We start from the raw sequence: 22,356 nt of genomic DNA, 5'->3' as shown, positions 1-22,356 counted from the left end.
TACGAGAAACTCACCAATGCACTCGACCTCCTACATCAGGGACTCCCGGCGCTCCTCCCGAGTTCCCCCGTACATCTTCGCGATCACCGCCTCGATGTCCGGCTCCCGCACCGAGAGGTCGAGCAGGGGATGGCGCGCGGCGACCGCGGCGACCAGTGGGGCCGCCGAGGCGGTGGCCGGGAAGGCGAGCCACTGCCGGGGGCCCTCCGATCGTACGAAGCGGGCGCCGGGGACGTCGGTGATCGGCGGGAGCTCGCGTTCCAGGTCGACGACGAGGAGGCGTTCGCTCTCGCCGACGGCGTGCAGGCCGGCGAGTTCGCCGTCGTACATCAGGCGTCCGTGGTCGATGACCATGACCCGGGAGCAGAGCTGCTCGATGTCGGTGAGGTCGTGGGTGGTGAGGAGGACCGTGGTGCCGTGGGTGGTGTTCAGGTCGCGGAGGAATTCCCTCACCCGCGCCTTGGAGACGACGTCGAGGCCGATGGTCGGCTCGTCGAGGTAGAGCACGTCCGGGTCGTGGAGGAGCGCCGCGGCGATGTCGCCGCGCATCCGCTGGCCGAGGGAGAGCTGGCGGACCGGGACGTCGAGCAGCTCCTCCAGGTCCAGGAGGTCGACGCAGCGGTCGAGGTTCTCGCGGTAGCGGGCGTCGGGGATGCGGTACATGCGGTGCATCAGCCGGTACGAGTCCTTCAGCGGCAGGTCCCACCAGAGGGTGGTGCGCTGGCCGAAGACCACTCCTATCCGCTGGGCGAGCCGGGTGCGCTCGCGCGCCGGGTCGATGCCGGCGACCCGCAGCCGGCCGCCGGTGGGGGTGAGGATGCCGGTCAGCATCTTGATCGTGGTCGACTTGCCCGCGCCGTTCGGGCCGATGTAGCCGACCATCTCTCCCCGGTCGACGCCGAAGGAGATGCCGTCGACCGCCCTGACCTCCCGCTTCTCGCGTCGGATCAGACCGGTCTTGCGGCGGACGGTGAAGATCTTCTCGACCGTGTCCAGTTCGATGAAGGGCACGAGCGTCTCAGCTTCCTGTCGATCGGTACGAGCGGATTCCGGCGCGCCACGCGAGGCCCGCGACCGCGCAGCAGACGGCGGCCACCAGGGGCGACGCGAACGCCGCCGCGTCCGGCATGCCCGCCGGGGCGGGCCTGCCGAGGATGTGGAGGGCGGGCAGCCAGTTCACGAACGCCAGCGGTACGACGTACACGACGCCCCGCACCAGCTCCTGCGCGAAGATCGTCGGCGGGTACTGGAGGAGGGTGTTCCCGCCGTACGTGAACGAGTTCGTCACCTCCGCCGCGTCCTGCATCCAGAACAGCGTCGACGCCCCGAGGACCATCACCGCGGCGAAGATCACCGCCCCGCACACCACGGTCATCGGCAGCAGCAGCACCTTCACCGGGGTCCACGCCACGTCGAGCAGCACCAAGGCCCACACGAGCACCATCAGCCCCTGCGCGACCCGGCCGAACCGCCGCAGCGCGAACTTGTCCGCCGCCACCTGGGCGAGCAGCGGCGCCGGACGCATCAGGAACGTGTCGAGCGAGCCGTCCCTGACCCGCTTGCCCATCCGCTGGAGCGAGCCCATCGTCAGGTCCGCGATCCCGAAGGACGTGCCCGTCAGCCCGTACAGGAGGGCGACCTCCGCGAACGAGAACCCGCCGAGGCCCCTCACCTGACCGAACATCAGCAGGATGACGACGAAGTCGAAGAAGGTGACGCAGAAGCTGGTGAAGACCGTCAGCGCGAAGGACGCCCGGTACGTCATCGTGGAGCGGATCCACATGCCCGCCACCATGCGGTACGTACGGAGGGAGTCGGCCACCGGCCGGTAGGCGTGACCCGGGTCCGCCGTCGGCCGGGCCCCACGACCCGCGTCCGCCGTCGGCCGGGCCCCACGACCCGCGTCCGCCGTCGGCCGGGCCCCACGACCCGCGTCCGTCGCCGGCCGGGCCCCACGACCCGCTTCCGTCGCCGGCCGGGCCCCACGATCGGACTCCGCCGTCGGCCGGGCCCCACGACCCGCGTCCGCCGTCGGCCGGTGACCCGCTGTCGTCCGCGTGTCCTCCGTCGCCGGTCCGTACGCCCGGAGGGAGTCACCGCCGCCCTCAGCCACCCTGCACCACCACCTTCCGTGTCGCCGCCGCCTGGGCCATCCGTCCCGCGCCGAGCAGCACCAGGGCCCAGCAGGCCTGGAAGGCGTACGCCCCCGCCAGCGCCCGGCCCTGGTACCTGCCCAGGTAGACGTCGGCGGGCACCTGGAGGAGGGACGCCCAGGGGAGGAGGCGGGCGACCTCGCCGAGGGTGCCGGGGAAGACGTTGAGGGGGAGCAGCATCCCTGAGAAGAACAGGCCGCCGAGCCAGGCGACCTGGACGACGCCCTGGCCGTCGAGCAGCCAGAAGGCGCTCATCGCGACCGCGTACCAGATCGCGAAGCCGACCACCGAGCCGAGCGCCACGGCGACGAGGAACGCCAGCCAGGCGCCGGGGCCCGAGGGCAGGGTGAAGCGGAAGACGAGGGCGCCGATCGCCATGGGGGCGACGCCGCGGCCGAGGAGCTGGTAGGCGGACCGGCCGGCGTTGGCCGAGAACCACCAGGCCTGGAGGTCGGCCGGGCGGTACAGGTCGACGGCGATGTCCCCGGTCCTGATCCGCTCGATCAGCTCGTCCTCGAAGCCGCCGCCCATCAGCCCGCAGACGGTGATCAGGGCCTGCCCGATCCACACGTAGGCGAGGGCGTCGTCCATGGAGTAGCCGCCGAGCATGGGGCGTTCGTCCCACAGGGCGATGTACGTGTACGACAGGATGAAGCCGAACACGCTGTTGGTGAACACCCCCGCCACCGTCGCCACCCGGTAGGTGGCGTGGCGCCGGAAACCGCCCGCGGCCACCGTCGCGTACAGCCGCAGCATGGTGCTCCCCCTCCGTACGACCTATCGGTATGAATCACAGCGAAGCGCACGACCCTAGCGGGGTGCGCCGTGCCGCCGCGAGCGGATTTCCCGTCAGGATCGGGTCGCGTTCGGGAGTTTCGTCCTATTCGGTGCAGTATGTGATGCCATGTCCCCTTCCTCAGGTACGAGCGACACTCCCCGGCCATCCCGCCCGGGCTGGGAACCGAGGGACCCCACCCTCCCCTCCCCGCGACCGGACGAGCGGCCCAGGCGACGGCCGCACCGCGTACGCCGCGCCCTGCGGACCCTCTTCGGGCTCCTGCTGCTGGGCACGCTGCTGCTGGCCGGCGCGTTCGCCGCCGGCTACCTCCTGGTGGAGATCCCGCCCGCCAACGCCGCCGCCCTCGCCCAGTCCAACGTCTACCTCTACCGCGACGGCAGCCCCCTCGCCCGCGACGGCGAGGTCAACCGCGAGAACGTCCGCCTCGACCAGGTGCCGCTCACCGTCCGGCAGGCCGTACTCGCCGCCGAGGACCGCGACTTCCACGCCTCGCGCGCCGTCGACCCCAAGGCCATGGTCCGCGCCGCCTGGAACACCGTCACGGGCAAGGGCCGCCAGTCCGGCTCGACGATCACCCAGCAGTACGTGAAGAACTACTACCTCGGCCAGGAACAGACCCTGACCCGCAAGGCGAAGGAGTTCTTCATCGCGATCAAGCTGGGCCGCGAGAAAAGCAAGGACGAGATCCTGGAGGGCTACCTCAACACCAGCTACTTCGGCCGGAACGCGTACGGCGTCCAGGCCGCCGCCCGCGCCTACTACGGCAAGGACGTCGAACGCCTCGACACCGCCGAAGGCGCCTACCTCGCCTCGCTCCTCAAAGCCCCCAGCGCCTACGACGTCACCACCCACCCCGAGAACCGGGCCAAGGCCGTCGCCCGCTGGAACTACGTCCTGGACGGCATGGTCACCGAAGGCTGGCTCGGCCGCGCCGACCGCGCCGCGGCCCGCTTCCCGGCCCCCCAGACCGCCCGCCCCGCCACCGCCCTCTCGGGTCAGCGCGGCTATCTCGTCCAGGCCGTCGAGGAGTACCTGACCGACCACGGGATCGTCGACGAGAAGACCCTCGCGGGCGGCGGCTTCCGCATCACCACCACCCTGGAGCCCGCCAAGCAGGACGCCCTCGTCCAGGCCGTCGAGGACCAGGTCATCTCCCGGCTCGACCCGGCCCGCGCGCCCGCCGACCGCAACGTCCGCGTCGGGGCCGCCGCCGTCGAACCGGCGACCGGCAGGGTCCTCGCCCTGTACGGCGGCATCGACTACACCCAGCAGTACGTCAACAACGCCACCCGCCGCGACTACCAGGTCGGCTCCACCTTCAAGCCGTTCGTCTTCACCGCGGCCGTGCAGAGCGGCGCCCAGACCCAGCAAGGCCTGCCCATCACCCCGTACACGCTCTACGACGGCACCAACCGGCGCCCGGTGGAAGGATGGAACGGCGCCCTGTACGACCCCGCCAACGAGGACGACGCCAGCTACGGGGAGATCGCCGTCGGCGCCGCCACCGACCTGTCCGTGAACGCCGTGTACGCCCAGATGGCCGTGGACGTCGGCCCCGCGGACGTCCGGCGGACCGCGATCGCCCTCGGCGTGCCGCACTCCACACCCGACCTCACCGCCTCCCCGTCCATCGCCCTCGGCACCGCCACCGCCAGCGTCCTCGACATGACGGCGGCGTACGCGACGCTGGCCGCACACGGCCGGCACGGCACGTACACCCTCGTCTCCTCCGTCACCAAGGGCGGCCGGGAGATCGCCCTGCCCGGCGGCACGGCCCGGCAGGCCGTCAGCCGAGAGGCCGCCGACACCACCACGGCCATCCTGCGCAGCGTCGTCGAGACCGGCACCGGCACGGCCGCACAGGCCGCCGGCCGCCCGGCCGCCGGCAAGACCGGCACCGCCGAGGACGACAAGGCCGCCTGGTTCGCCGGCTACACGCCCGAACTCGCCACCGTCGTCGCTCTCATGGGCCAGGACCCCGAATCGGGCCGCCAGGAACCCCTCTACGGAGCCCTCGGGCTCCCCCGCGTCAACGGAGGCGGACCGCCCGCCGCGATCTGGGGGCAGTTCACCCGGAACGCACTCGCCGGCACCGCCCCCAAGGACTTCGACCTCCGGCTGATGCCCGGAGCCGAGAAGATGCCCGAAACCGAGAAGATGCCCGAGGTACCGCCGGTGCCGGACGGCACGGATGAGGAGGAGAAGGAGGAGGAGTACGTGACGGGCGAGGCGGGACCGGGAGCCGCCTCACGCAGCCCGAGGCCCCGCGCGCCGGCCCCCGTCAGTGACCCGAGGTCGCCTTGAGACCCACCACGGCGACCAGCAGCAGACAGACGAAGAAGATCCGGGCGGCGGTCGCCGGCTCACCGAGCACCACCATGCCGAGCACCGCCGCACCGGCCGCGCCGATACCCACCCACACGCCGTACGCCGTACCGATCGGCAGCGTCTTCGCCGCCTGCGACAGCAGCAGCATGGAGACGACGATCCCCGCACCGGTGAACACACTGGGCCACAGCCGGGTGAAGCCCTCGGTGTACTTCATGCCGATGGACCAGCCGACCTCGAGCAGACCCGCGACGACGAGAAGAACCCAGGCCATGACGACGACACCTCCGCGAGACGGACAACAGGAGTGCGTCGTCTTTTCGTCATCCCGGTACGGCGCGTCTCGTCGGGTGTCTCCAGGCTAGCAAAGAAAACGCAAAAGCCCTGGTGACGGCGGTCACCAGGGCCTTCGGAAAGTCCCTACAGATAGAGCCCGGTCGAATCGGTGGCGCCCTGGAACCGGTCCGCCGCCACCGCGTGCAGGTCCCGCTCCCGCATCAGGACGTACGCCACGCCCCGCACCTCCACCTCGGCGCGGTCCTCGGGGTCGTACAGCACCCGGTCGCCGATCTCGACGGTACGGACGTTCTGGCCGACCGCGACCACCTCGGCCCAGGACAGCCGACGGCCCACAGCGGCCGTCGCCGGAATCAGGATGCCGCCACCGGAACGCCGCTCGCCCTCCGGAGAGTCGGTGCGGACCAGGACCCGGTCGTGCAGCATCCGGATGGGCAGCTTGTCGTGCGTGTTGTCGCTCACGGACCGAACCTACCTGCCCGGGCGCGCCGTCCGTAGCCGGGAGGAGTCATCCCCGGCGCTTCCGCGAGGACGCCACGAGCAGCCCGACGACCGCGACGGCCGCGACCGCCACCGGGACGACCCGCTCCAGACGGGGCGCGCCGTCCTCATGGGTGAAACGTGCCTTCACATCCGACACGACACGGTTGACCGCGACGAAGGCACGGCCGACGGTCTGGTCGACCGTCGAGGCGACCTTGGCCTTCGCGTCCCCGATGATCGTCTGCGGGTGCACCCGAATACCGATCTCGTCGAGAGTGACGGCGAGCTGCTCGCGCCGGCGGACGATGTCCGCCTCGATCTGCGCAGGGGTCCTGACGTCCGACACCGCGCTGCCTCCGTAGTCGTGATCCGGTCGTTTGCGGTCAGTCTGTCAGTTCTACCGCCACCGGGGCGCGCCAGACCCCCATTAGGCTCTGAACGCGTACCGCGAACATTCCGAGGAGAGCAAGCCATGAGCGAGCGACTGCAGCCCGGCGACACCGCCCCCGCCTTCACCCTTCCCGACGCGGACGGCAACGAGGTCTCCCTCGCGGACCACAAGGGCCGGAAGGTCATCGTCTACTTCTACCCCGCCGCCCTCACCCCCGGGTGCACCAAGCAGGCCTGCGACTTCACGGACAACCTCGACGTCCTCGCCGCCGCGGGCTACGACGTCATCGGCGTCTCCCCCGACAAGCCCGAGAAGCTCGCCAAGTTCCGCGAGAAGGAGAACCTCAAGGTCACCCTCGTCGGCGACCCCGACAAGGCCACCCTCGAGGCCTACGGCGCCTTCGGCGAGAAGAAGCTCTACGGCAAGACCGTCACCGGCGTCATCCGCTCCACCGTCGTCGTCGACGAAGACGGCAAGATCGAACACGCCTTCTACAACGTCAAGGCCACCGGCCACGTCGCCAAGATCATCCGCGACCTGGGCATCTGACACCCACCCCTCCACCGAAACGGCCCGCACCCCCGAAAGGGCGGCGCGGGCCGTTCCGCATTCCGGACGCGATAGAGGTACGCGATATGGCGTAACTGTCCGATATTCGACTCGTTAGCCCGTACGAGGCTGCGAACGGGCGGCCGGGGCGGAGGGGGCCCGATGGGGACGAGCACGTACACGAAGGAACGGCTGGAAGCGGCGACGCTGGGAGCGCGGACGCTGACCGAGGCGCTGGAGCGGCTGGGGGTGGATCCGCGAAGCGGGTCCCGGCGCTATCTGCACGACCGCATGCGGAAACTGGGGGTGGATACGTCGCACTTCGAGCGGGAGGGCACGCGGTGGACGAGGGCGGCTTTGGCGGAGGCGGCGGCCGCCTCTACGAACATGTGCGAGGTGCTGCGTCGACTGGGGGTGGATGTCGTCGGCGGGCAGCACACGCACATCAGTCGGCGCATCAAGGCCTACGGGATCGACACCTCTCACTTCCGGCCGCCGTCCCGGCGTGGTGAGACCAGGCGGCCGCGTACGCCCGCCGCGCTGTTGGTCGAGCAGACCGGCCCGCGGACTCGGCGCGTGCCACGCGATCGGATCGCGTGGGCGATGGCGGAATCCGGCGTTCGCCGGCAGTGCGCTCTGTGCGGCAACAAGGCTGTCTGGTTCGGCCGGCCGCTCCCTCTGGAGGTCGACCACATCGACGGGGACTGGCGGAACAACCGGATCGAGAACTTGCGGTTCCTCTGCCCGAACTGCCACTCGACGACGGACGGCTACCGGGGGCGCGGAAAGAGGCGTGCGGGATGACAGCCGGTGTGCGGTACACCCGTGAGCTGCTGGCCGAGGCGGTGGCGCGATCCGCGGACATCAACGAGGTCATCGCGTTTCTGGGCACGCAGCCGTACGGCAATCTGGGTCGCCACCTGCTACGACGCATCGCCCACTACGACATCGACATCTCTCATTTCCCGCACCGACGGCGGGGTGGGCGACCACCTCGCCCAGCAGCGGAAGACCTTCGCCTCGCGGTCGAAGGGGCGACCTCCGTGGCGGGCGCCCTGCGCGCTCTGGGCAAGCCGCCCAGTGGCCGGATGCGCACGCTCTTTCGCCAATGGGTCGCGGAGGACGGGCTCAGCACGTCCCACTTCCTGGGTCAGGCGCACCAGCGGGGAAAACCGGGACCTACTCCGGTCCGGCGGCCCGACGAGATCCTCGTACGGCACTGCGGAAAGCGGCGGACGAGAACCCACCTGCTGCGTCGCGCACTGAACGAGGTGGGCGTACCCGAGGAGTGCGCCGGGTGCGGCGTCGGCCCTGCGTGGCTCGGCAAGCCGATGACGCTGGAGGTCGACCACATCAACGGGGACTGGAGCGACGACCGGCGCGAGAACCTGCGGCTGCTCTGCCCCAACTGCCATGCGACGACCGACACCTGGTGTCGGGGAGGACGCCGGGTAAAGTAAGGGAACGTGTACGCGCCCGTACGCCAAGGGCTGAGCGGCGATCTTTAGGTGGTCGTGTCTGTCGGTTCGAATCCGACCGGGCGTACCGATGACGGCCCAGCGCGCAGATTGCCGCTGGGCCGTTCGCATGCCGGGGCTCAGCCCAGCAGTTCCTTCACCACCGGCACCAGGGCGCGGAAGGCCTTGCCGCGGTGGCTGATCGCGTTCTTCTCGGCCGGGGAGAGCTGGGCGCAGGTGACGTCGTGGCCGTCGGGCTGGAGGATCGGGTCGTAGCCGAAGCCGTTGGTGCCGACGGGAGCGTGGCGGAGGACGCCCCGCATCTGGCCTTCGACGACGCGTTCGGTGCCGTCGGGGAGGGCGAGGGCGGCGGCGCAGGCGAAGTGGGCGCCGCGGTGTTCGTCGGCGATGTCGGAGAGCTGGGCGAGCAGCAGGTCGAGGTTGGCGCGGTCGTCGCCGTGGGTGCCGGCCCAGCGGGCGGAGAAGATGCCGGGGGCGCCGTTGAGGACGTCGACGCAGAGGCCGGAGTCGTCGGCGACGGCCGGGAGGCCGGTGGCGCGGGCGAGGGCGTGGGCCTTGAGGAGGGCGTTCTCGGCGAAGGTGACGCCGGTCTCCTTGACGTCGGGGACGTCGGGGTACGCGTCCGCGCCGACGAGTTCGAGGTCGAGGTCTGCGTCGGCGAGGATCGCGTGGAGTTCCTTGATCTTGCCCGCGTTGCGGGTGGCGAGGATCAGTCGCTGTCGGGTCATGCCCTGATTATCCCGGGGTGCAGACCTTGGCCACTTCGCCGGCGGCGTCGGTGATCGGCGTGATGTCGGGGGTGGTGTCGCCGTTCTTGACGGCGGTGCGGACGGTTTCCACGCCCTTGGTGAGGTCGTCGACGGCCTTGGAGAGGTCGGCGTTGTCGGTGGTGTTCTTGAGGTTGCCGAGCTCGGTGGATATCGAGTTGAGGGACTCCTCGATCTGCGTGACGTCGTTGGAGGCGTTGGAGACGGCCTGCTGGAGGTTCTGCACGGACGTGGCTATCGCGTCGGCGGTCTTGACGCAGTCCATGGCGGTGTCGAGGGCTCCGCAGCCGCTCAGGACGGTGGTGAGTGTGGCGGCCGTGGCCATGGCGAGTGCGAGTCGGCGCTTCAAGTCGGGTCCTCCCCGGAGACGTACGAGTTGGCGTACAAGCGGACGGGCGGGCGCCCGGATCGTACCCGGGTGCCCGCCCGACAGGACGCAGCGAGGTGTCAGAGGGTTCCTTCGAGGGCCTTGCGCTGGATCTCGGCGAGTTCGGCGCAGCCGCCGGAGGCGAGGTCGAGGAGGGCGTTGAGTTCCTTGCGGTCGAAGGGCTCGGCTTCGGCGGTGCCCTGGACCTCGACGAAGCGGCCGTCGCCGGTGCAGACGACGTTCATGTCGGTGTCGGCGCGGACGTCCTCCTCGTAGCAGAGGTCGAGGAGGGGGACGCCGTCGACGATGCCGACGGAGACGGCGGCGACGGTGCCGGTGAGGGGCTTGCGGCCGGCCTTGACGAGCTTCTTGCCCTGGGCCCAGGCGATGGCGTCGGCGAGGGCGACGTAGGCGCCGGTGATGGCGGCGGTGCGGGTGCCGCCGTCGGCCTGGAGGACGTCGCAGTCGAGGACGATCGTGTTCTCGCCGAGGGCCTTGTAGTCGATGACGGCGCGCAGGGAGCGGCCGATGAGGCGGGAGATCTCGTGGGTGCGGCCGCCGATCTTGCCGCGGACGGATTCGCGGTCGCCGCGGGTGTTGGTGGCTCGGGGGAGCATGGAGTACTCGCCGGTGACCCAGCCTTCGCCGCTGCCCTTGCGCCAGCGGGGTACGCCTTCGGTGACGGAGGCGGTGCAGAACACCTTGGTGTCGCCGAAGGAGATGAGGACGGAGCCCTCGGCGTGCTTGCTCCATCCGCGGTCGATGGTGACGGGGCGGAGCTGTTCGGGGGTACGGCCGTCGATGCGAGACATGGGACGAGCGTAGCGGGACATGACGGAGGGCCCGTTCCCCTGCCGGATCGGGCCCTCGTCAGGAAGTGAGCGGACGGCTCACGCTCACATGAGGTCTTCGATCTCCGCGGCGATCGGGTCGGCGTCGGTGCCGATGACGACCTGGATGGCGGTGCCCATCTTCACGACGCCGTGGGCGCCGGCGGCCTTCAGGGCGGCTTCGTCGACGAGGGCGGCGTCGACGACTTCGGTGCGCAGGCGGGTGATGCAGCCTTCGACCTCTTCGATGTTGTCGATGCCGCCGAGCCCGGCGATGATCTTCTCAGCCTTGGTGGCCATGTGTTTCTCCCTGTCCGTTCCGTTCGCGCGTATGCGCGTCTCGGCGCACCGGTGGTCCGCTTTGTCACGGTAACCCACGGTTGGCCCAACTTCGCGAGCGCGTGCCGCCGTTCTGCCGAATGATGACGATCACCGGCGGCCTGTCCTCAGCGGGCTCCCGGAGCCTACCGCAACTGGTCTACACCAGTGTGCAACGAGATGCGGACCCGGGTCGTTCCGGGCAGGGAGGACGCCGATGAGTACCGACAGCGCCGCGGCCGCACCGAAACCGAAGAGGTCCGTGTCCTGGGGCGGCCTCTTCCAGGGGCTCCAGAAGATGGGCCGCAGCCTCCAGCTCCCCATCGCCGTCCTTCCGGCCGCCGGCATCATCAACCGGCTCGGCCAGCCGGACGTGTTCGGCGCGGACGGTCTCGGCTGGGACAAGGTCGCCGCGGTGATGGCCGGCGCGGGCGGCGCCCTCCTCGACGGCAACCTCGGTCTGCCGCTGCTGTTCTGCATCGGTGTCGCCATCGGCATGGCGAAGAAGTCGGACGGCTCGACCGCGCTGGCGGCGGTGGTCGGCTTCCTCGTCTACTACACGGTCCTGCGCCAGTTCCCGAAGGACTGCCCCCCGGGCACGAAGGACATCGGCGGCGCCTGCCTGGCACCCGGGGACGTCTACGCCGCCTACACGTACCAGAACCCCGGCGTCTTCGGCGGCATCGTCATGGGCCTGCTCACCGCGTACCTGTGGCAGCGGTACCACCGCACGAAGCTGGTCGACTGGCTGGGCTTCTTCAACGGCCGGCGCCTCGTCCCGATCATCATGACCTTCGTGGCGATCGCGTTCGCCTCGCTCTGCCTGTGGATCTGGCCTCCGATCGGTGACGCCCTGGAGAACTTCAGCGACTGGCTGGTCGGGCTCGGCGCCTGGGGTTCGGGCATCTTCGGCGTGGCGAACCGGGCGCTGCTCGTCATCGGCCTGCACCAGTTCCTGAACGTGCCGATCTGGTTCCAGTTCGGCACGTACGAGAAGCCGGACGGCTCGGTGGTCCACGGTGACATCCCCATGTTCCTCGCGGGCGACCCGAACGCCGGTCAGTTCCTGACGGGCTTCTTCCCGATCATGATGTTCGCGCTTCCGGCGGCCGCGCTGGCGATCACCCACTGCGCCAAGCCGCACCGGCGCAAGGAGGTCGGCGGCATGATGCTGTCGGTCGCGCTGACCTCGTTCGTCACCGGCATCACCGAGCCGATCGAGTACTCGTTCCTCTTCATCGCCCCGCTGCTCTACGCGGTCCACGCCGTCCTCACGGGTGTGTCGATGGCCGTGACCTGGGCGTTCGGCGTGAAGGACGGCTTCAGCTTCTCGGCCGGTCTGATCGACTACGTGATCAACTGGGGCCTCGCGACGAAGCCGTGGCTGATCATCCCGATCGGTCTCGCGTTCGCGGTCGTCTACTACGCGATCTTCCGCTTCGCGATCACCAGGTTCGACCTCCAGACGCCCGGCCGCGAGCCGGACGAGGTGGGGGACGAGATGGAGCGCGAGAACGTCAAGTGAGCCGGCGCGACAACGTCAGGTAGCGCCGCGATCACCCCGCGAAGTCTGACCGTTTCGGGGCTTTCGCCCCACCCGTAAGCCCCGCGAAAGGCCCTCGGACCTCACCGTCCGGGGGCCTTATGTCGTGCATTTCAGGCTATGGGCGAGCCCGCAAAATTCGCAGGTTCCTTATCTAAGTCTCACGTGCTAAAACTGGTCTACACCACTCATTGGTGTAGACCACGCGGTCCAGACCACCGCGTTCCACGAGACGTCGCCTCCCCCGTGTTCATGTCCCCGGGCGGCGCCTTGCCTTACTGGAGGAAGTTGATGAGTACGGCCACCGCCCAGGCCGCCGCTCCCGCGAAGAAGCGCGGATCCGGCCTGTTCCAGGGCCTGCAGAAGGTCGGTCGCAGCCTGCAGCTGCCGATCGCCGTACTGCCGGCCGCGGGTATCTTGCTCCGTCTCGGCCAGCCCGACGTCTTCGGCGACAAGGGTCTCGGCTGGGACAAGGTCGCCTCCGTCTTCGCCACCGCCGGCGGCGCGGTCTTCGACAACCTGCCCCTGCTCTTCTGCATCGGTGTCGCCATCGGCTTCGCCAAGAAGGCGGACGGCTCCACCGCCCTGGCCGCACTCGTCGGCTTCCTGGTCTACAGCAACGTGCTGAAGGCCTTCCCCATCACCGACGCCGTCGTCAACACGACCGCCAACAAGGGTGTCGACGTCGCCGCGACGTTCAACAACCCGGGCGTCCTCGGCGGCATCCTGATGGGTCTGCTCTCCGCCGTCCTGTGGCAGAAGTTCCACCGCACCAAGCTGGTCGACTGGCTGGGCTTCTTCAACGGCCGCCGTCTCGTCCCGATCATCATGGCCTTCGTCGGCACCGCCGTCGGCGTCGTCTTCGGTCTGGTCTGGGAGCCCATCGGTGAGGGCATCTCCAGCTTCGGCGAGTGGATGACCGGCCTCGGTGCCGGTGGCGCCGGCCTCTTCGGCCTCATCAACCGCGCGCTGATCCCGGTCGGCATGCACCAGTTCGTGAACACCGTCTCCTGGTTCCAGATCGGCGACTTCACCAACGCGGCCGGCGAGGTCGTCCACGGTGACCTGAACCGCTTCTTCGCCGGTGACCCGAGCGCCGGAATCTTCATGTCGGGCTTCTTCCCGATCATGATGTTCGGCCTCCCGGCCGCCGCGATCGCCATCGCCCACGCCGCTCGTCCCGAGCGCCGCAAGGCCGTCATGGGCATGATGGTGTCCCTCGCGCTGACCTCCTTCGTCACGGGCATCACCGAGCCGATCGAGTTCACCTTCATGTTCATCGCGCCGGTCCTGTACGCGATCCACGCGGTCCTGACCGCCGTGTCGATGGCCGTCACCTGGGCCTTCGGCGTCCACGCGGGCTTCACCTTCTCCGCCGGCGGCATCGACTACCTGCTCAACTGGAACCTCGCGACCAAGCCGTGGCTGATCATCCCGATCGGTCTCGTCTTCGCGGCGATCTACTACGTGGTCTTCCGCTTCGCGATCACCAAGTTCAACCTCCCCACCCCGGGCCGCGAGCCCGACGAGGAGATCGAGGACCTCACCAAGGCGTGAGCCTCGCCCGCGCAGCGGAAGGGCCCCGGAACCGTCAGGTTCCGGGGCCCTTCCCGTGGCTCAGACCTCGTACACCGCGCCCGGCCGGGCCAACTCCGACGGGCCCTTGTAGACCGCGCGGGCGTCCGCCAGGTTCTGCTCGCCGTCGGTCCACGGGGGGATGTGGGTGAGGACGAGCCGCCCTACCGACGAGCGGGACGCCTCCGCCCCCGCCTCCCGGCCGTTGAGGTGGAGGGCCGGGATGTCCTCCTTGCCGTGGGTGAAGGAGGCCTCGCAGAGGAAGAGGTCGGTGCCGTCCGCGAGCTTGTGCAGCGACTCGCAGACCCCGGTGTCCCCGGAGTACGTCAGCGAGCGGCCGCCGTGCTCGACCCGGATGCCGTACGCCTCGACCGGGTGGCACACCTTCTCCGTACGGACGGAGAACGGGCCGATCTCGAAGCTGCCCGACTTCAGCGTGCGGAAGTCGAACACCTCGCTCATCGAGGTGGGGGACGGGGTGTCCGCGTACGCCGTGGTCAGCCGCTGCTCGGCACCCTCCGGCGCGTAGACCGGGATCGCGTCGCAGCGTCCGCCCTCGTGCCGGTAGTAGCGGGCGACGAAGTACCCGCACATGTCGATGCAGTGGTCCGCGTGCAGGTGGCTGAGGAAGATCGCGTCGAGGTCGTACAGACCGATGTGTCGTTGCAGCTCGCCCAGGGCGCCGTTGCCCATGTCGAGGAGCAACCGGAAGCCGTCGGCCTCGACGAGGTAGCTCGAACAGGCCGAATCCGCGGACGGGAACGACCCGGAGCAACCGACGACGGTGAGCTTCATGGAGCGTGAACCTCCGTGGACGGGTACGGAAAGCGCGCTGAGGGAGGGGGAGGCTGTGCGATCTGTCGAGCGTAAGGCGCACCCGGGCCTGTCGCTCCTTCGTGGTGGCCCGTTGTGGGCGAACTCACGGGCTCTGTCACCGGTTCGGATGGATGGCGGACCGCCACGGCGAAGCGAACCTCGCGCCGGTACCGTCTTGAGGTATGGACACGTCGTGGTGGCCCGCGCTGGTCGCGGTCGTGGTGATCGCGCTCGCCGTGGCGCTCGCCGACGGACGGAAGCGGTCGTCGCGCCGCCCGCGGCGGGGGCCGTCGGGACGGAGGCCGTCGGGGCGGACCCGTCCCCCGGCCCGGCCGGCACCGCGCGGCCGGCTGCCGGAGCGGCTGCCGCGGGCGGGTGAGATCTGGTGGGCCGACGTGCCGTACGAGGACGGGCCCGGGTCCAAGGACCGTCCGTGTCTGGTCCTCGCGCTGCGGGGCGACCGTGCGCTGGTCGCGAAGATCACCAGCAAGTACCACGACGAACGGCCGGGGGTCATCGCGCTGCCGCCGGGGTCGGTGGGGGACGCGCAGGGGCGGCCCAGTTTCCTGGAGACGGACGAGCTGCGGGATGTGCCGGTGTGGGAGTTCCGGCGGAGGGTGGGGACGGCGGACCCGGTCGTGTGGGACCAGGTCCGCCATCTGGCGCGGTAGCGCGCCCTTGGTTTCAGGGGTGCGGAGCCCGCGGGTGCGGGTTCGGGCTCGTTCGCGTCGGATCAGGCCGGGTCGTTCGGTGCGTGCGATCGGCGTGCGGCCGGGGCGCCCTCGTAGCGGAGCCACTGGGGCGTTTCGGCCGTGCGGCGAGCGTGCGTGCCGGGCGGGCCGGACCTGACGGGAATCGTCAGACAGGCCCTAGGCCCAGAGTTGGCCCTGGACCGTGGCGATGGCTTCTTCCGTGGTGGCGGCGGTGTAGAGGCCGGTGGAGAGGTACTTCCAGCCGCCGTCGGCCACGACGAAGGCGATGTCGGCGGATTCGCCGGCCTTGAGGGCCTTGTTGCCGACGCCGATGGCGGCGTGCAGGGCGGCGCCGGTGGAGACGCCGGCGAAGATTCCCTCCTGCTGGAGGAGTTCGCGGGTGCGGGTGACGGCGTCGGCGGAGCCGACGGAGAACCGGGTGGTGAGGACGGAGGCGTCGTACAGCTCGGGTACGAAGCCCTCGTCGAGGTTGCGGAGGCCGTAGACGAGGTCGTCGTAGCGCGGCTCGGCGGCGACGATCTTGACGTCGGGCTTGTGCTCGCGCAGGTAGCGGCCGACGCCCATCAGCGTTCCCGTCGTGCCGAGGCCGGCGACGAAGTGGGTGATGGACGGGAGGTCCGCGAGGATCTCGGGGCCGGTGGTGGCGTAGTGGGCGCCCGCGTTGTCCGGGTTGCCGTACTGGTACAGCATCACCCAGGACGGGTTCTCCGCGGAGAGCTCCTTGGCGACGCGTACCGCCGTGTTGGATCCGCCCGCCGCGGGGGACGAGATGATCTCCGCGCCCCACATGGCGAGCAGCTGACGCCGCTCCTCGCTGGTGTTCTCGGGCATGACGCAGACGATGCGGTAGCCCTTGAGCTTGGCGGCCATGGCGAGGGAGATGCCGGTGTTGCCGCTGGTCGGCTCCAGGATGGTGCAGCCGGGGGTGAGCCGGCCGTCCTTCTCCGCCTGCTCGATCATGTGGAGCGCGGGGCGGTCCTTGACCGAACCGGTGGGGTTGCGGTCCTCCAGCTTCGCCCAGATGCGGACGTCGTCCGAGGGCGAGAGCCGGGGGAGGCGGACCAGCGGCGTGTTGCCGACCGCGGCCAGCGAGGAGTCGTAGCGCATGTGGATCAGACCATGCCGCCGGCGACGGCCGGCAGGATCGTGACGTTGTCGCCGTCGGAGAGCTTGGTGTCGATGCCGTCGAGGAAGCGGACGTCCTCGTCGTTCAGGTAGACGTTGACGAAGCGGCGGAGCTTGCCGCCGTCGACGATGCGGGCCTCGATCCCGTTGTGCCGGGACTCCAGGTCGGCGAAGAGCTCGGCGAGGGTGTCACCGCTGCCCTCGACCGCCTTCTGGCCGTCGGTGTAGGTGCGGAGGATGGTCGGGATGCGGACCTCGATGGCCATGGCGTGGGCTCCTGTCGGAAGTGGCGTGGTGGGCGCGTGGCTGGGGCCCCCGCGCGGAAGGGGGGTCGTGCGGTGAGGTGCGCTCGGCCGGTCGTTCTCGCCGGTCGCTCAGAACGCAGCGCGGGTCGTACACATCGCGCTGGCGAGGCGGCACAGGTCGACGTGCAGGCGACCGACGAGCATGACTGTGCCCGGAGTCTCTTCGCTCACGTCGTGGGAAACCATGGGCTCATCGTATCGATTCCCGGTCCGGGTTCCGGAATGTGATCTCACATGATGGATGGTTCCTGACCGCCTGGCGGACCGTGCAGGTAGACGACGGTCGGGCTGCCGGTCCTCGGATGGGGGATGACCTCGGCCTCGACCCCGTAGACGGCGTCGAGGAGGGCGGGCGTGAGGACCTCGGCGGGGGTGCCGCCGGTGACGATCCTGCCGCGTTCGAGGACGTAGAGGCGGTCGCAGTACGCCCCGGCGAGGTTGAGGTCGTGGAGGGCGAGCAGGTTGGTGGTGCCCAGGGTGCGGACGAGGGCCAGGACGTCGAGCTGGTGACGGATGTCCAGGTGGTTGGTGGGTTCGTCGAGGACCAGGAGGGCCGGGGCCTGGACGAGGGCGCGGGCGACGAGGGCGCGTTGGCGTTCGCCGCCGGAGAGGGTGGGGTACGGGCGGTCGGCGAGTTCCGTGAGGCCGACGCGGGCCAGGGCGGCCGCCGCCCGCTCCCGGTCGGCGTCCGTGTCGCCCTCCCAGAACCGTTTGTGCGGGGAGCGGCCGAGGGCGACGAGCTCGTGGACGGTGAGTTCGAACTCGGTGGCGCTGTCCTGGGGGACGGTGGCGACGCGGCGTGCGCGGGCCTTGGCGCCGAGGGCGTGGAGGTCGTCGCCGTCGAGCGTGGCGCGGCCGGCGGTGGGGGCGAGGGTGCCGTAGACGCAGCGCAGGAGGGTGGTCTTGCCGCTGCCGTTGGGGCCGATGAGGCCGACGGTCTCGCCGGGGCGGACGGTGAGGTCGACGGAGCGGAGGCGGTCCTCGTACGAGAGTCCGTGCAGGCGGAGCTCGGTCACCGGGGTGCTCCTTCGGGGTGTCGGCGCATCAGCCAGAGGAAGAGCGGGCCGCCGGTGAGGGCGGTGAGGACTCCGACGGGGATGTCCTGGGGCGCGGCCACGGTCCGGGCGCCGAGGTCGGCGAGGACGAGGGCGAGCGCGCCGCCGAGCGCGGCGACCGGCAGGAGGCGGCGGTGCGGGGCGCCGACGGCGAGGCGGGCGGCGTGCGGGGCCATCAGGCCGATGAAGCCGACGGCTCCGCTGGCCGCGACCATGACGGCGGTGACGAGGGAGGCGAGGACGAAGACGGCGGCGCGGAAGCGGGCGGTGTCGAGGCCGAGGACGGTGGCGCCCTCCTCGCCGGTGAGGAGCAGGTCGAGGGGGCGGGCGAGGGCGAGGAGGACGCCGACGCCGACGGCGAGGACGGCGGCGGGCAGGGCGAGGGTGTCCCAGCGGGCGCTGCCGAGGCCGCCGAGGGACCAGTACATCGCCTCCTGGAACTGCTCGGGCCGGCCGGCGACGACGAGGAGCAGGGTGGCGAGGGCGGAGAGGATGTAGGAGACGGCGACTCCGGCGAGGACGAGTCGCGAGCCGGTCATGGTCCCGCCGCGGCGCGCGAGCCCGTAGACGAGGACGAGTGCGAGGAGTGCGCCGGCGAAGGCGCCGGCGGGCAGCGCGAGGGTGGTGGTCACCCCTCCCCCGACGCCGATGACCAGCACCAGGACGGCTCCGGCGGAGGCTCCGGAGGAGATCCCGAGGAGGAAGGGGTCGGCGAGCCGGTTGCGGACGAGGGCCTGGAGGACGGCGCCGACGACGGCGAGTCCGGCCCCGACGACGACGCCGAGGAGGACCCGGGGCAGTCGTACGTCGAGCACGATCGTCCGGTACGGGGAGGGGCCCGCGCGCCCGGTCAGGGCGTCGAGGACCTGGCCGGGCGGTACGCGGACGGAGCCGAGCGCGAGGGAGGCGACCGCGGCGGCGGCGAGGGCCAGGAGGAGTCCGGTGACCACCAGGGCGTACCGGGCGGGGCGCGGGGGTGCCGCGGCCCGGACGGGGGTCCGGGCCGGGCGGAGGGTCGTGGTCATCGGGCGGCGGGGTGGAGCTGGGCGGCCAGCTTGTCGACGGCGGCGGGGACGCGGACGCCGAGGACGGTGTCGGAGAGTGGCATCACGGCGAACCGGTGGTTCCTGATGGCGGGCACGTCCTTGAGCGCCGGGTCGTCGAGGAGCCGCTTCTTCTTCTGTTCGACGGTGGTGGAGCCGTAGTCGTAGATCACGATGACGTCCGGGCGGCGGTCGACGACCTGTTCCCAGGTGGCGTCGCCGAAGGCCTTGTCGAGGTCGGCGAAGACGTTCCGGCCGCCGGCGCGGGTGATGAGCTCGTTGCCGATGCCCTTGCCGCCGGCGGTGAAGGCGGTCTTGTCGCCGCTGTCGTACACGAAGACGGAGACGGGCCGGGTGGCCTTCAGTCGCTTCTCGGTCGCGGCGACGGTGGTGCGGGCCTGCCGGATCCACGCCTCGGCCCGGTCGGGCACGCCGAACGTCCTTCCGGTCTCGCGGACTTCGCGGTAGAGGTCGTCGACGGAGGGCGAACCGGTCGGGCAGTACTCGGTGTTGAGGCGGGTCGCGATGCCGGAGCGGCCGAGGTCGTCGCGGCTCCGGCCGTCCTTGGCGGAGAACGCCGAGGAGTAGCCGCCGTACACGAAGTCGGGGTTCGCGGCGAGGAGCGCCTCCTTCGACGGGTACTCCTTCGCCAGGACGGGCACGCTGTCGTACGCCTTCTCGTACGCGGGCAGGATCGCGTCGTCCAGGTAGGCGGTGCCGACGAGCGATTTCTCCAGGCCGAGGGCGAGCATGATCTCGGTGACGTGCTGGTTCATGGTGACCGCGCGCCGGGGCGGTGCCTGGTAGGTGTGCTGCACACCGCAGTTGGTGACGGTGTACGGGAATCCGGCGGCGGGTTTCGCGGGCGGTGCGGCGGCCTCGGGGGCGGCCGAGCAGGCGGCGAGCAGCGGGATCAGGACGGCTGCGGACAGCAGCGGGCGGCGCCAGGACATGCCGGAACAGGCCTCCTCCGGGGATTTCCACGTCCCCGATCGGTGGTGAGGGGCGGCAGGTCAGTTCCTGGCTTCCGCCTCCTCGGGGAGGCGGTCACAGTGGCGGGACCGCGCCGGGATCGCACCGGCTTCCTGGGTCCTGCCGCCCATGGGTCCCGGCCAGTGTCTCACTCGGGCCAGGACGAGTCGCGGATGGTGGCCACGAAGTCGCCGGGGACGAAGCCGGGGACGTAGTGGTGCAGGACGTCGGCCTTGACGTTGCCGAAGGCGGTGTCCGGCTTGGGGGCGATGCCTTCGGCGAAGGCCTCCAGGATCCGGCGCTTGAAGTCGGGTCGGGGGTGGGCGGCGACGATCGCGGCCCGGTCCTCGGAGGTGACGACGGCGGGGTCGTCGTAGCCGATGCCGAGCACGTCGTACTCGACGCCCGCCGTCACGAGCGCGACCTCCGGTTCCATGAACTCCGGGACGCCGGGGGTGGTGTGGAGGGCGATCGCGGTCCAGACGCGGCGGACGGCGTCCTCGTCGGCGCCCTGCGCGCGAAGGAACGCGGCGGCCTCCTCCGCGCCGTCGACCTCGAAGCGGCGCCCGCTGCCCCGGTGCTCCTCGCCGAGGCCGAGGTCGTGGAACATCGCGCCGACGTAGAGGAGTTCGGGGTCGAAGGCGAGACCTCGGGCCCGGCCCTGGAGGGCGCCGAAGAGGTAGACGCGGCGGGAGTGGTCGTAGACGAGGTCGCTCGTGGTGTCGCGGACGAGTTCGGTGACGGCGGTGGCGAGCTTGCTGTCGGGGATGAGCGTCGTCGGGTTCATGGGGACAAGCCTCGCCGTCGGAACCCCACCCCCGCCATGTCCGTACGGACATGCATGCCACAGAATCGGACACTTGACTGCCCCCTCTTGGAGGAGGGGATTCCTGGCTGCCGTTGCGGGACGCAGGCACCATCGCGAAGCCACTCGTTCCCGGCACGCGCCTCGGCCGGCCGCTCCCGCTTCCCTGCCCTGCTCCGCTGGGAAGGCCGCGCCGACGCCCCGAACTTCAAGAATCGATTCCGTACGGCGATGTCTGTGGACATTCCGCAGGGACGTGACCTGAACATCGTCCGGGTGCACCGCCGCTGGGGCATGGTCAGCGTTCCCAAGGTGGGCCGGGTTCGCTTCCGGTGGACCAAGGACCTGCCCGTCGGCAAGCGCGCGAGCGCGGAGAACCGGATCACCGGGGCCCGGCTGGTCAAGGATGCGCTCGGCTGGCACATCGCCTTTCGCGCCCAGACCCTTCAGAGCAAGCCCGACCCCCACCAGGGACCGGACGTCGGCATCGACGTGGGCATCACCGTGCCCATTGCCCTCTCGAATGGCGAAACGTACGAACACGGCGAATGGCTGACCGGCAAGGAGAAGGCCAAGCTCCTGCACCTGGAGCAGCGCGCCGCGCGGCGCAAGCGGCACCGCAAGCCTGGCGCGCGCACCAGCCGCCGCCCGCATCACACGTACGACCGGATCGCAGGACTCCGCGCGAAAGCCAAGCGCAGGGCCCTGGACTGGCAGCACAAGACGACCACCCATATCGCCCGCACCTACGGCACCGTCGTGGTCGAAGCACTCACCATCACGAACATGGTCAAGTCCGCCAAGGGGACCGCCGAAGAACCGGGGAGGCGCGTCACCCAGAAGGCCGGCCTGAACCGCTCCATCAGCCAGGAGGCATGGGGGCGCACGGTCACCATGCCGGCGTACAAAACCGCCCAGCGCGGTGGCGTCCTGGCCAAGGTCCCGGCTCCCGGCACCTCCCGGCGCTGCTCGGCGTGCGGCTTCACCACGCCCGGGAGCCGGGAGTCGCAGGCCGTGTTCGTGTGCAAGAACCCGGACTGCGGCTGGTCGGGCAACGCCGACCACAACGGGGCCCGGAACGTCTTGCATCTGTACCGGATGGGCCTCGCGCTCATCCCGGCTGCCGGAAGGGCAGTCGTCAGGCGCGCTGAGCGCGTCAAGCCCGCTACCGCGAGGTAGGCGGGAATCTCCCGGCTTCAGCCGGGAGAGCACTTCAAGCGTAGGCCTCGACGATCCGGACCTCTTCCTCGGTCACGACGCCTTCGACGATGGTGAAGGAGCGGAACTGGAAGGGCCCGGCGTCGTCGGTGTCGGCGGTGGAGACGAGGACGTAGTGGGCGTGGGGCTCGTTGGCGTACGAGATGTCCGTGCGCGACGGGTACGCCTCGGTGGCGGTGTGCGAGTGGTAGACGATGACGGGCTCCTCGTCCCGGTCGTCCATGTCGCGGTAGAGCTTGAGCAGGTCCGCGGAGTCGAACTCGTAGAAGGTGGGCGAGCGGGCGGCGTTCAGCATCGGAATGAACCGCTCGGGGCGGCCGCTGCCGACCGGGCCCGCGACCACGCCGCAGGCCTCGTCGGGGTGGTCGGCGCGGGAGTGTTCGACGATCCGGTCGTACAGGGCCCGGGTGATGGTCAGCATGCCGA

General features: G+C 70.5%; 26 protein-coding genes, 1 tRNA gene, 1 pseudogene and 2 riboswitches. Of the genes and pseudogenes, 9 read left to right on the top strand and 19 right to left on the bottom strand.

Annotation, left to right across the window (positions count from 1 at the left end):
- Positions 1-30: 30 nt before the first annotated feature.
- The 3 genes from OO54_RS29260 to OO54_RS29250 form a co-directional block, all read right to left on the bottom strand.
- Entirely contained in the window at positions 31-1,011 is a 981-nt protein-coding gene (locus tag OO54_RS29260) for an ABC transporter ATP-binding protein (RefSeq protein WP_033208302.1), read from the bottom strand.
- Between the two features lie 7 nt (positions 1,012-1,018).
- Positions 1,019-1,822 (bottom strand): ABC transporter permease, encoded by an 804-nt coding sequence (locus tag OO54_RS29255; protein ID WP_418953287.1) that lies wholly within the window; start codon positions 1,820-1,822, stop codon positions 1,019-1,021.
- A 283-nt stretch (positions 1,823-2,105) separates the two neighbouring features.
- On the bottom strand, positions 2,106-2,906 hold the full coding sequence (locus OO54_RS29250) for an ABC transporter permease (RefSeq protein WP_033208430.1): 801 nt from the start codon (positions 2,904-2,906) through the stop codon (positions 2,106-2,108).
- Between the two features lie 151 nt (positions 2,907-3,057).
- On the opposite strand from OO54_RS29250, the gene OO54_RS29245 reads away from it, so the two are divergent.
- Positions 3,058-5,256, top strand: a complete 2,199-nt coding sequence (locus OO54_RS29245; RefSeq protein WP_033208300.1) for a transglycosylase domain-containing protein — start codon at positions 3,058-3,060, stop codon at positions 5,254-5,256.
- Here OO54_RS29245 and OO54_RS29240 read toward each other — a convergent pair.
- The 3 genes from OO54_RS29240 to OO54_RS29230 all read right to left on the bottom strand — a co-directional run bounded on the left by OO54_RS29240 (position 5,234) and on the right by OO54_RS29230 (position 6,406).
- Positions 5,234-5,554 carry a DMT family transporter gene (locus tag OO54_RS29240; protein WP_033208298.1) on the bottom strand — a complete coding sequence of 107 codons (321 nt, stop codon included), beginning with the start codon at positions 5,552-5,554 and terminating at the stop codon, positions 5,234-5,236. The two genes, OO54_RS29245 and OO54_RS29240, sit on opposite strands and share 23 nt — an antisense overlap.
- A gap of 32 nt (positions 5,555-5,586) precedes the next feature.
- Positions 5,587-5,656: riboswitch (guanidine-III (ykkC-III) riboswitch) on the bottom strand.
- A 44-nt stretch (positions 5,657-5,700) separates the two neighbouring features.
- A complete protein-coding gene (locus OO54_RS29235) occupies positions 5,701-6,039 on the bottom strand; it encodes a GroES family chaperonin (protein WP_033208296.1) in 339 nt (112 codons plus the stop codon).
- A gap of 46 nt (positions 6,040-6,085) precedes the next feature.
- Entirely contained in the window at positions 6,086-6,406 is a 321-nt protein-coding gene (locus tag OO54_RS29230; protein ID WP_033208294.1) for a DUF3618 domain-containing protein, read from the bottom strand.
- A 126-nt stretch (positions 6,407-6,532) separates the two neighbouring features.
- On the opposite strand from OO54_RS29230, the gene bcp reads away from it, so the two are divergent.
- The 4 genes from bcp to OO54_RS46010 all read left to right on the top strand — a co-directional run bounded on the left by bcp (position 6,533) and on the right by OO54_RS46010 (position 8,545).
- Positions 6,533-7,000 carry a thioredoxin-dependent thiol peroxidase gene (bcp, locus tag OO54_RS29225; protein WP_033208292.1) on the top strand — a complete coding sequence of 156 codons (468 nt, stop codon included), beginning with the start codon at positions 6,533-6,535 and terminating at the stop codon, positions 6,998-7,000.
- Positions 7,001-7,162: 162 nt separating this feature from the next.
- Positions 7,163-7,804, top strand: a complete 642-nt coding sequence (locus tag OO54_RS29220) for an HNH endonuclease signature motif containing protein (protein ID WP_033208291.1) — start codon at positions 7,163-7,165, stop codon at positions 7,802-7,804.
- A complete protein-coding gene (locus OO54_RS29215) occupies positions 7,801-8,460 on the top strand; it encodes an HNH endonuclease signature motif containing protein (RefSeq protein WP_033208289.1) in 660 nt (219 codons plus the stop codon). Before OO54_RS29220 ends, OO54_RS29215 begins: the two co-directional genes overlap by 4 nt.
- Positions 8,461-8,472: 12 nt before the next feature.
- Positions 8,473-8,545, top strand: a tRNA-Leu gene (locus OO54_RS46010).
- 52 nt (positions 8,546-8,597) lie between these two features.
- Here the strand turns inward: OO54_RS46010 and rdgB are convergent.
- From rdgB to OO54_RS29195, 4 genes are all read right to left on the bottom strand, one after another.
- Complete coding sequence (gene rdgB, locus OO54_RS29210; RefSeq protein WP_033208288.1) at positions 8,598-9,206, bottom strand: RdgB/HAM1 family non-canonical purine NTP pyrophosphatase; 609 nt, start codon at positions 9,204-9,206, stop codon at positions 8,598-8,600.
- Between the two features lie 7 nt (positions 9,207-9,213).
- Positions 9,214-9,570 carry a hypothetical protein gene (locus tag OO54_RS29205; RefSeq protein ID WP_051787264.1) on the bottom strand — a complete coding sequence of 119 codons (357 nt, stop codon included), beginning with the start codon at positions 9,568-9,570 and terminating at the stop codon, positions 9,214-9,216.
- Between the two features lie 122 nt (positions 9,571-9,692).
- The gene (gene rph, locus OO54_RS29200) at positions 9,693-10,424 is read right to left on the bottom strand and encodes a ribonuclease PH (RefSeq protein ID WP_017237086.1); all 732 of its coding nucleotides are present in this window, start codon (positions 10,422-10,424) and stop codon (positions 9,693-9,695) included.
- Between the two features lie 84 nt (positions 10,425-10,508).
- Positions 10,509-10,775, bottom strand: a complete 267-nt coding sequence (locus tag OO54_RS29195; protein ID WP_078905398.1) for a PTS sugar transporter subunit IIB — start codon at positions 10,773-10,775, stop codon at positions 10,509-10,511.
- Between the two features lie 202 nt (positions 10,776-10,977).
- Between OO54_RS29195 and OO54_RS29190 the strand changes: the two genes are divergently transcribed.
- Together OO54_RS29190 and OO54_RS29185 are read left to right on the top strand one after the other, a co-directional pair.
- Complete coding sequence (locus OO54_RS29190) at positions 10,978-12,285, top strand: PTS transporter subunit EIIC (RefSeq protein ID WP_033208283.1); 1,308 nt, start codon at positions 10,978-10,980, stop codon at positions 12,283-12,285.
- Positions 12,286-12,594: 309 nt separating this feature from the next.
- Positions 12,595-13,860, top strand: coding sequence for a PTS transporter subunit EIIC (locus OO54_RS29185; RefSeq protein WP_033208281.1), 1,266 nt, complete (start codon positions 12,595-12,597; stop codon positions 13,858-13,860).
- Positions 13,861-13,920: 60 nt separating this feature from the next.
- On the opposite strand, the gene OO54_RS29180 is transcribed toward OO54_RS29185, so the two are convergent.
- Positions 13,921-14,673, bottom strand: a complete 753-nt coding sequence (locus tag OO54_RS29180; RefSeq protein ID WP_017237083.1) for an MBL fold metallo-hydrolase — start codon at positions 14,671-14,673, stop codon at positions 13,921-13,923.
- Between the two features lie 203 nt (positions 14,674-14,876).
- Here OO54_RS29180 and OO54_RS29175 point away from each other — a divergent pair, with 203 nt between their 5' ends.
- Positions 14,877-15,365, top strand: a complete 489-nt coding sequence (locus OO54_RS29175) for a type II toxin-antitoxin system PemK/MazF family toxin (protein WP_033208279.1) — start codon at positions 14,877-14,879, stop codon at positions 15,363-15,365.
- Between the two features lie 198 nt (positions 15,366-15,563).
- Here the strand turns inward: OO54_RS29175 and OO54_RS29170 are convergent, their stop codons facing one another.
- The 7 genes from OO54_RS29170 to OO54_RS29145 form a co-directional block, all read right to left on the bottom strand.
- Positions 15,564-16,514 (bottom strand): PLP-dependent cysteine synthase family protein, encoded by a 951-nt coding sequence (locus OO54_RS29170; protein ID WP_017237081.1) that lies wholly within the window; start codon positions 16,512-16,514, stop codon positions 15,564-15,566.
- A gap of 5 nt (positions 16,515-16,519) precedes the next feature.
- Complete coding sequence (locus OO54_RS29165; protein WP_017237080.1) at positions 16,520-16,798, bottom strand: MoaD/ThiS family protein; 279 nt, start codon at positions 16,796-16,798, stop codon at positions 16,520-16,522.
- 108 nt (positions 16,799-16,906) lie between these two features.
- On the bottom strand, positions 16,907-17,023 hold the full coding sequence (locus OO54_RS48590) for a putative leader peptide (protein ID WP_017237079.1): 117 nt from the start codon (positions 17,021-17,023) through the stop codon (positions 16,907-16,909).
- A 44-nt stretch (positions 17,024-17,067) separates the two neighbouring features.
- Positions 17,068-17,853 (bottom strand): ABC transporter ATP-binding protein, encoded by a 786-nt coding sequence (locus OO54_RS29160; protein WP_033208277.1) that lies wholly within the window; start codon positions 17,851-17,853, stop codon positions 17,068-17,070.
- Complete coding sequence (locus OO54_RS29155; RefSeq protein ID WP_033208276.1) at positions 17,850-18,917, bottom strand: FecCD family ABC transporter permease; 1,068 nt, start codon at positions 18,915-18,917, stop codon at positions 17,850-17,852. Before OO54_RS29155 ends, OO54_RS29160 begins: the two co-directional genes overlap by 4 nt.
- Positions 18,914-19,888, bottom strand: coding sequence for an ABC transporter substrate-binding protein (locus tag OO54_RS29150; protein ID WP_033208274.1), 975 nt, complete (start codon positions 19,886-19,888; stop codon positions 18,914-18,916). Before OO54_RS29150 ends, OO54_RS29155 begins: the two co-directional genes overlap by 4 nt.
- Positions 19,889-19,929: 41 nt before the next feature.
- Positions 19,930-20,046: riboswitch (cobalamin riboswitch) on the bottom strand.
- A 9-nt stretch (positions 20,047-20,055) separates the two neighbouring features.
- Positions 20,056-20,694: an HD domain-containing protein gene (locus tag OO54_RS29145; protein ID WP_033208272.1), complete on the bottom strand. Its 639-nt coding sequence runs from the start codon at positions 20,692-20,694 to the stop codon at positions 20,056-20,058.
- Positions 20,695-20,892: 198 nt separating this feature from the next.
- On the opposite strand from OO54_RS29145, the pseudogene OO54_RS29140 reads away from it, so the two are divergent.
- Positions 20,893-21,891: pseudogene (locus tag OO54_RS29140) on the top strand (RNA-guided endonuclease InsQ/TnpB family protein); the annotation flags it as partial.
- Between the two features lie 34 nt (positions 21,892-21,925).
- Here OO54_RS29140 and OO54_RS29135 read toward each other — a convergent pair.
- On the bottom strand, positions 21,926-22,351 hold the full coding sequence (locus OO54_RS29135) for a M67 family metallopeptidase (RefSeq protein ID WP_033208270.1): 426 nt from the start codon (positions 22,349-22,351) through the stop codon (positions 21,926-21,928).
- Positions 22,352-22,356 lie beyond the last annotated feature (5 nt).

The organism is Streptomyces wedmorensis, assembly GCF_000716445.1.
GTDB classification, from domain to species: Bacteria; Actinomycetota; Actinomycetes; order Streptomycetales; family Streptomycetaceae; genus Streptomyces; species Streptomyces wedmorensis.
This window is presented reverse-complemented; position numbering and strand designations above follow the sequence as displayed.

Coding starts and splice junctions, on each gene's coding strand:
- OO54_RS29245 (WP_033208300.1), top strand. CDS start 3,058: ATGTCCCCTTCCTCAGGTACGAGCGACACTCCCCGGCCATCCCGCCCG.
- OO54_RS29240 (WP_033208298.1), bottom strand. CDS start 5,554: ATGGCCTGGGTTCTTCTCGTCGTCGCGGGTCTGCTCGAGGTCGGCTGG.
- bcp (WP_033208292.1), top strand. CDS start 6,533: ATGAGCGAGCGACTGCAGCCCGGCGACACCGCCCCCGCCTTCACCCTT.
- OO54_RS29220 (WP_033208291.1), top strand. CDS start 7,163: ATGGGGACGAGCACGTACACGAAGGAACGGCTGGAAGCGGCGACGCTG.
- OO54_RS29215 (WP_033208289.1), top strand. CDS start 7,801: ATGACAGCCGGTGTGCGGTACACCCGTGAGCTGCTGGCCGAGGCGGTG.
- rdgB (WP_033208288.1), bottom strand. CDS start 9,206: ATGACCCGACAGCGACTGATCCTCGCCACCCGCAACGCGGGCAAGATC.
- OO54_RS29205 (WP_051787264.1), bottom strand. CDS start 9,570: ATGGCCACGGCCGCCACACTCACCACCGTCCTGAGCGGCTGCGGAGCC.
- rph (WP_017237086.1), bottom strand. CDS start 10,424: ATGTCTCGCATCGACGGCCGTACCCCCGAACAGCTCCGCCCCGTCACC.
- OO54_RS29190 (WP_033208283.1), top strand. CDS start 10,978: ATGAGTACCGACAGCGCCGCGGCCGCACCGAAACCGAAGAGGTCCGTG.
- OO54_RS29185 (WP_033208281.1), top strand. CDS start 12,595: ATGAGTACGGCCACCGCCCAGGCCGCCGCTCCCGCGAAGAAGCGCGGA.
- OO54_RS29180 (WP_017237083.1), bottom strand. CDS start 14,673: ATGAAGCTCACCGTCGTCGGTTGCTCCGGGTCGTTCCCGTCCGCGGAT.
- OO54_RS29175 (WP_033208279.1), top strand. CDS start 14,877: ATGGACACGTCGTGGTGGCCCGCGCTGGTCGCGGTCGTGGTGATCGCG.
- OO54_RS29170 (WP_017237081.1), bottom strand. CDS start 16,514: ATGCGCTACGACTCCTCGCTGGCCGCGGTCGGCAACACGCCGCTGGTC.
- OO54_RS29165 (WP_017237080.1), bottom strand. CDS start 16,798: ATGGCCATCGAGGTCCGCATCCCGACCATCCTCCGCACCTACACCGAC.
- OO54_RS48590 (WP_017237079.1), bottom strand. CDS start 17,023: ATGGTTTCCCACGACGTGAGCGAAGAGACTCCGGGCACAGTCATGCTC.
- OO54_RS29155 (WP_033208276.1), bottom strand. CDS start 18,917: ATGACCACGACCCTCCGCCCGGCCCGGACCCCCGTCCGGGCCGCGGCA.
- OO54_RS29150 (WP_033208274.1), bottom strand. CDS start 19,888: ATGTCCTGGCGCCGCCCGCTGCTGTCCGCAGCCGTCCTGATCCCGCTG.
- OO54_RS29145 (WP_033208272.1), bottom strand. CDS start 20,694: ATGAACCCGACGACGCTCATCCCCGACAGCAAGCTCGCCACCGCCGTC.
- OO54_RS29135 (WP_033208270.1), bottom strand. CDS start 22,351: ATGCTGACCATCACCCGGGCCCTGTACGACCGGATCGTCGAACACTCC.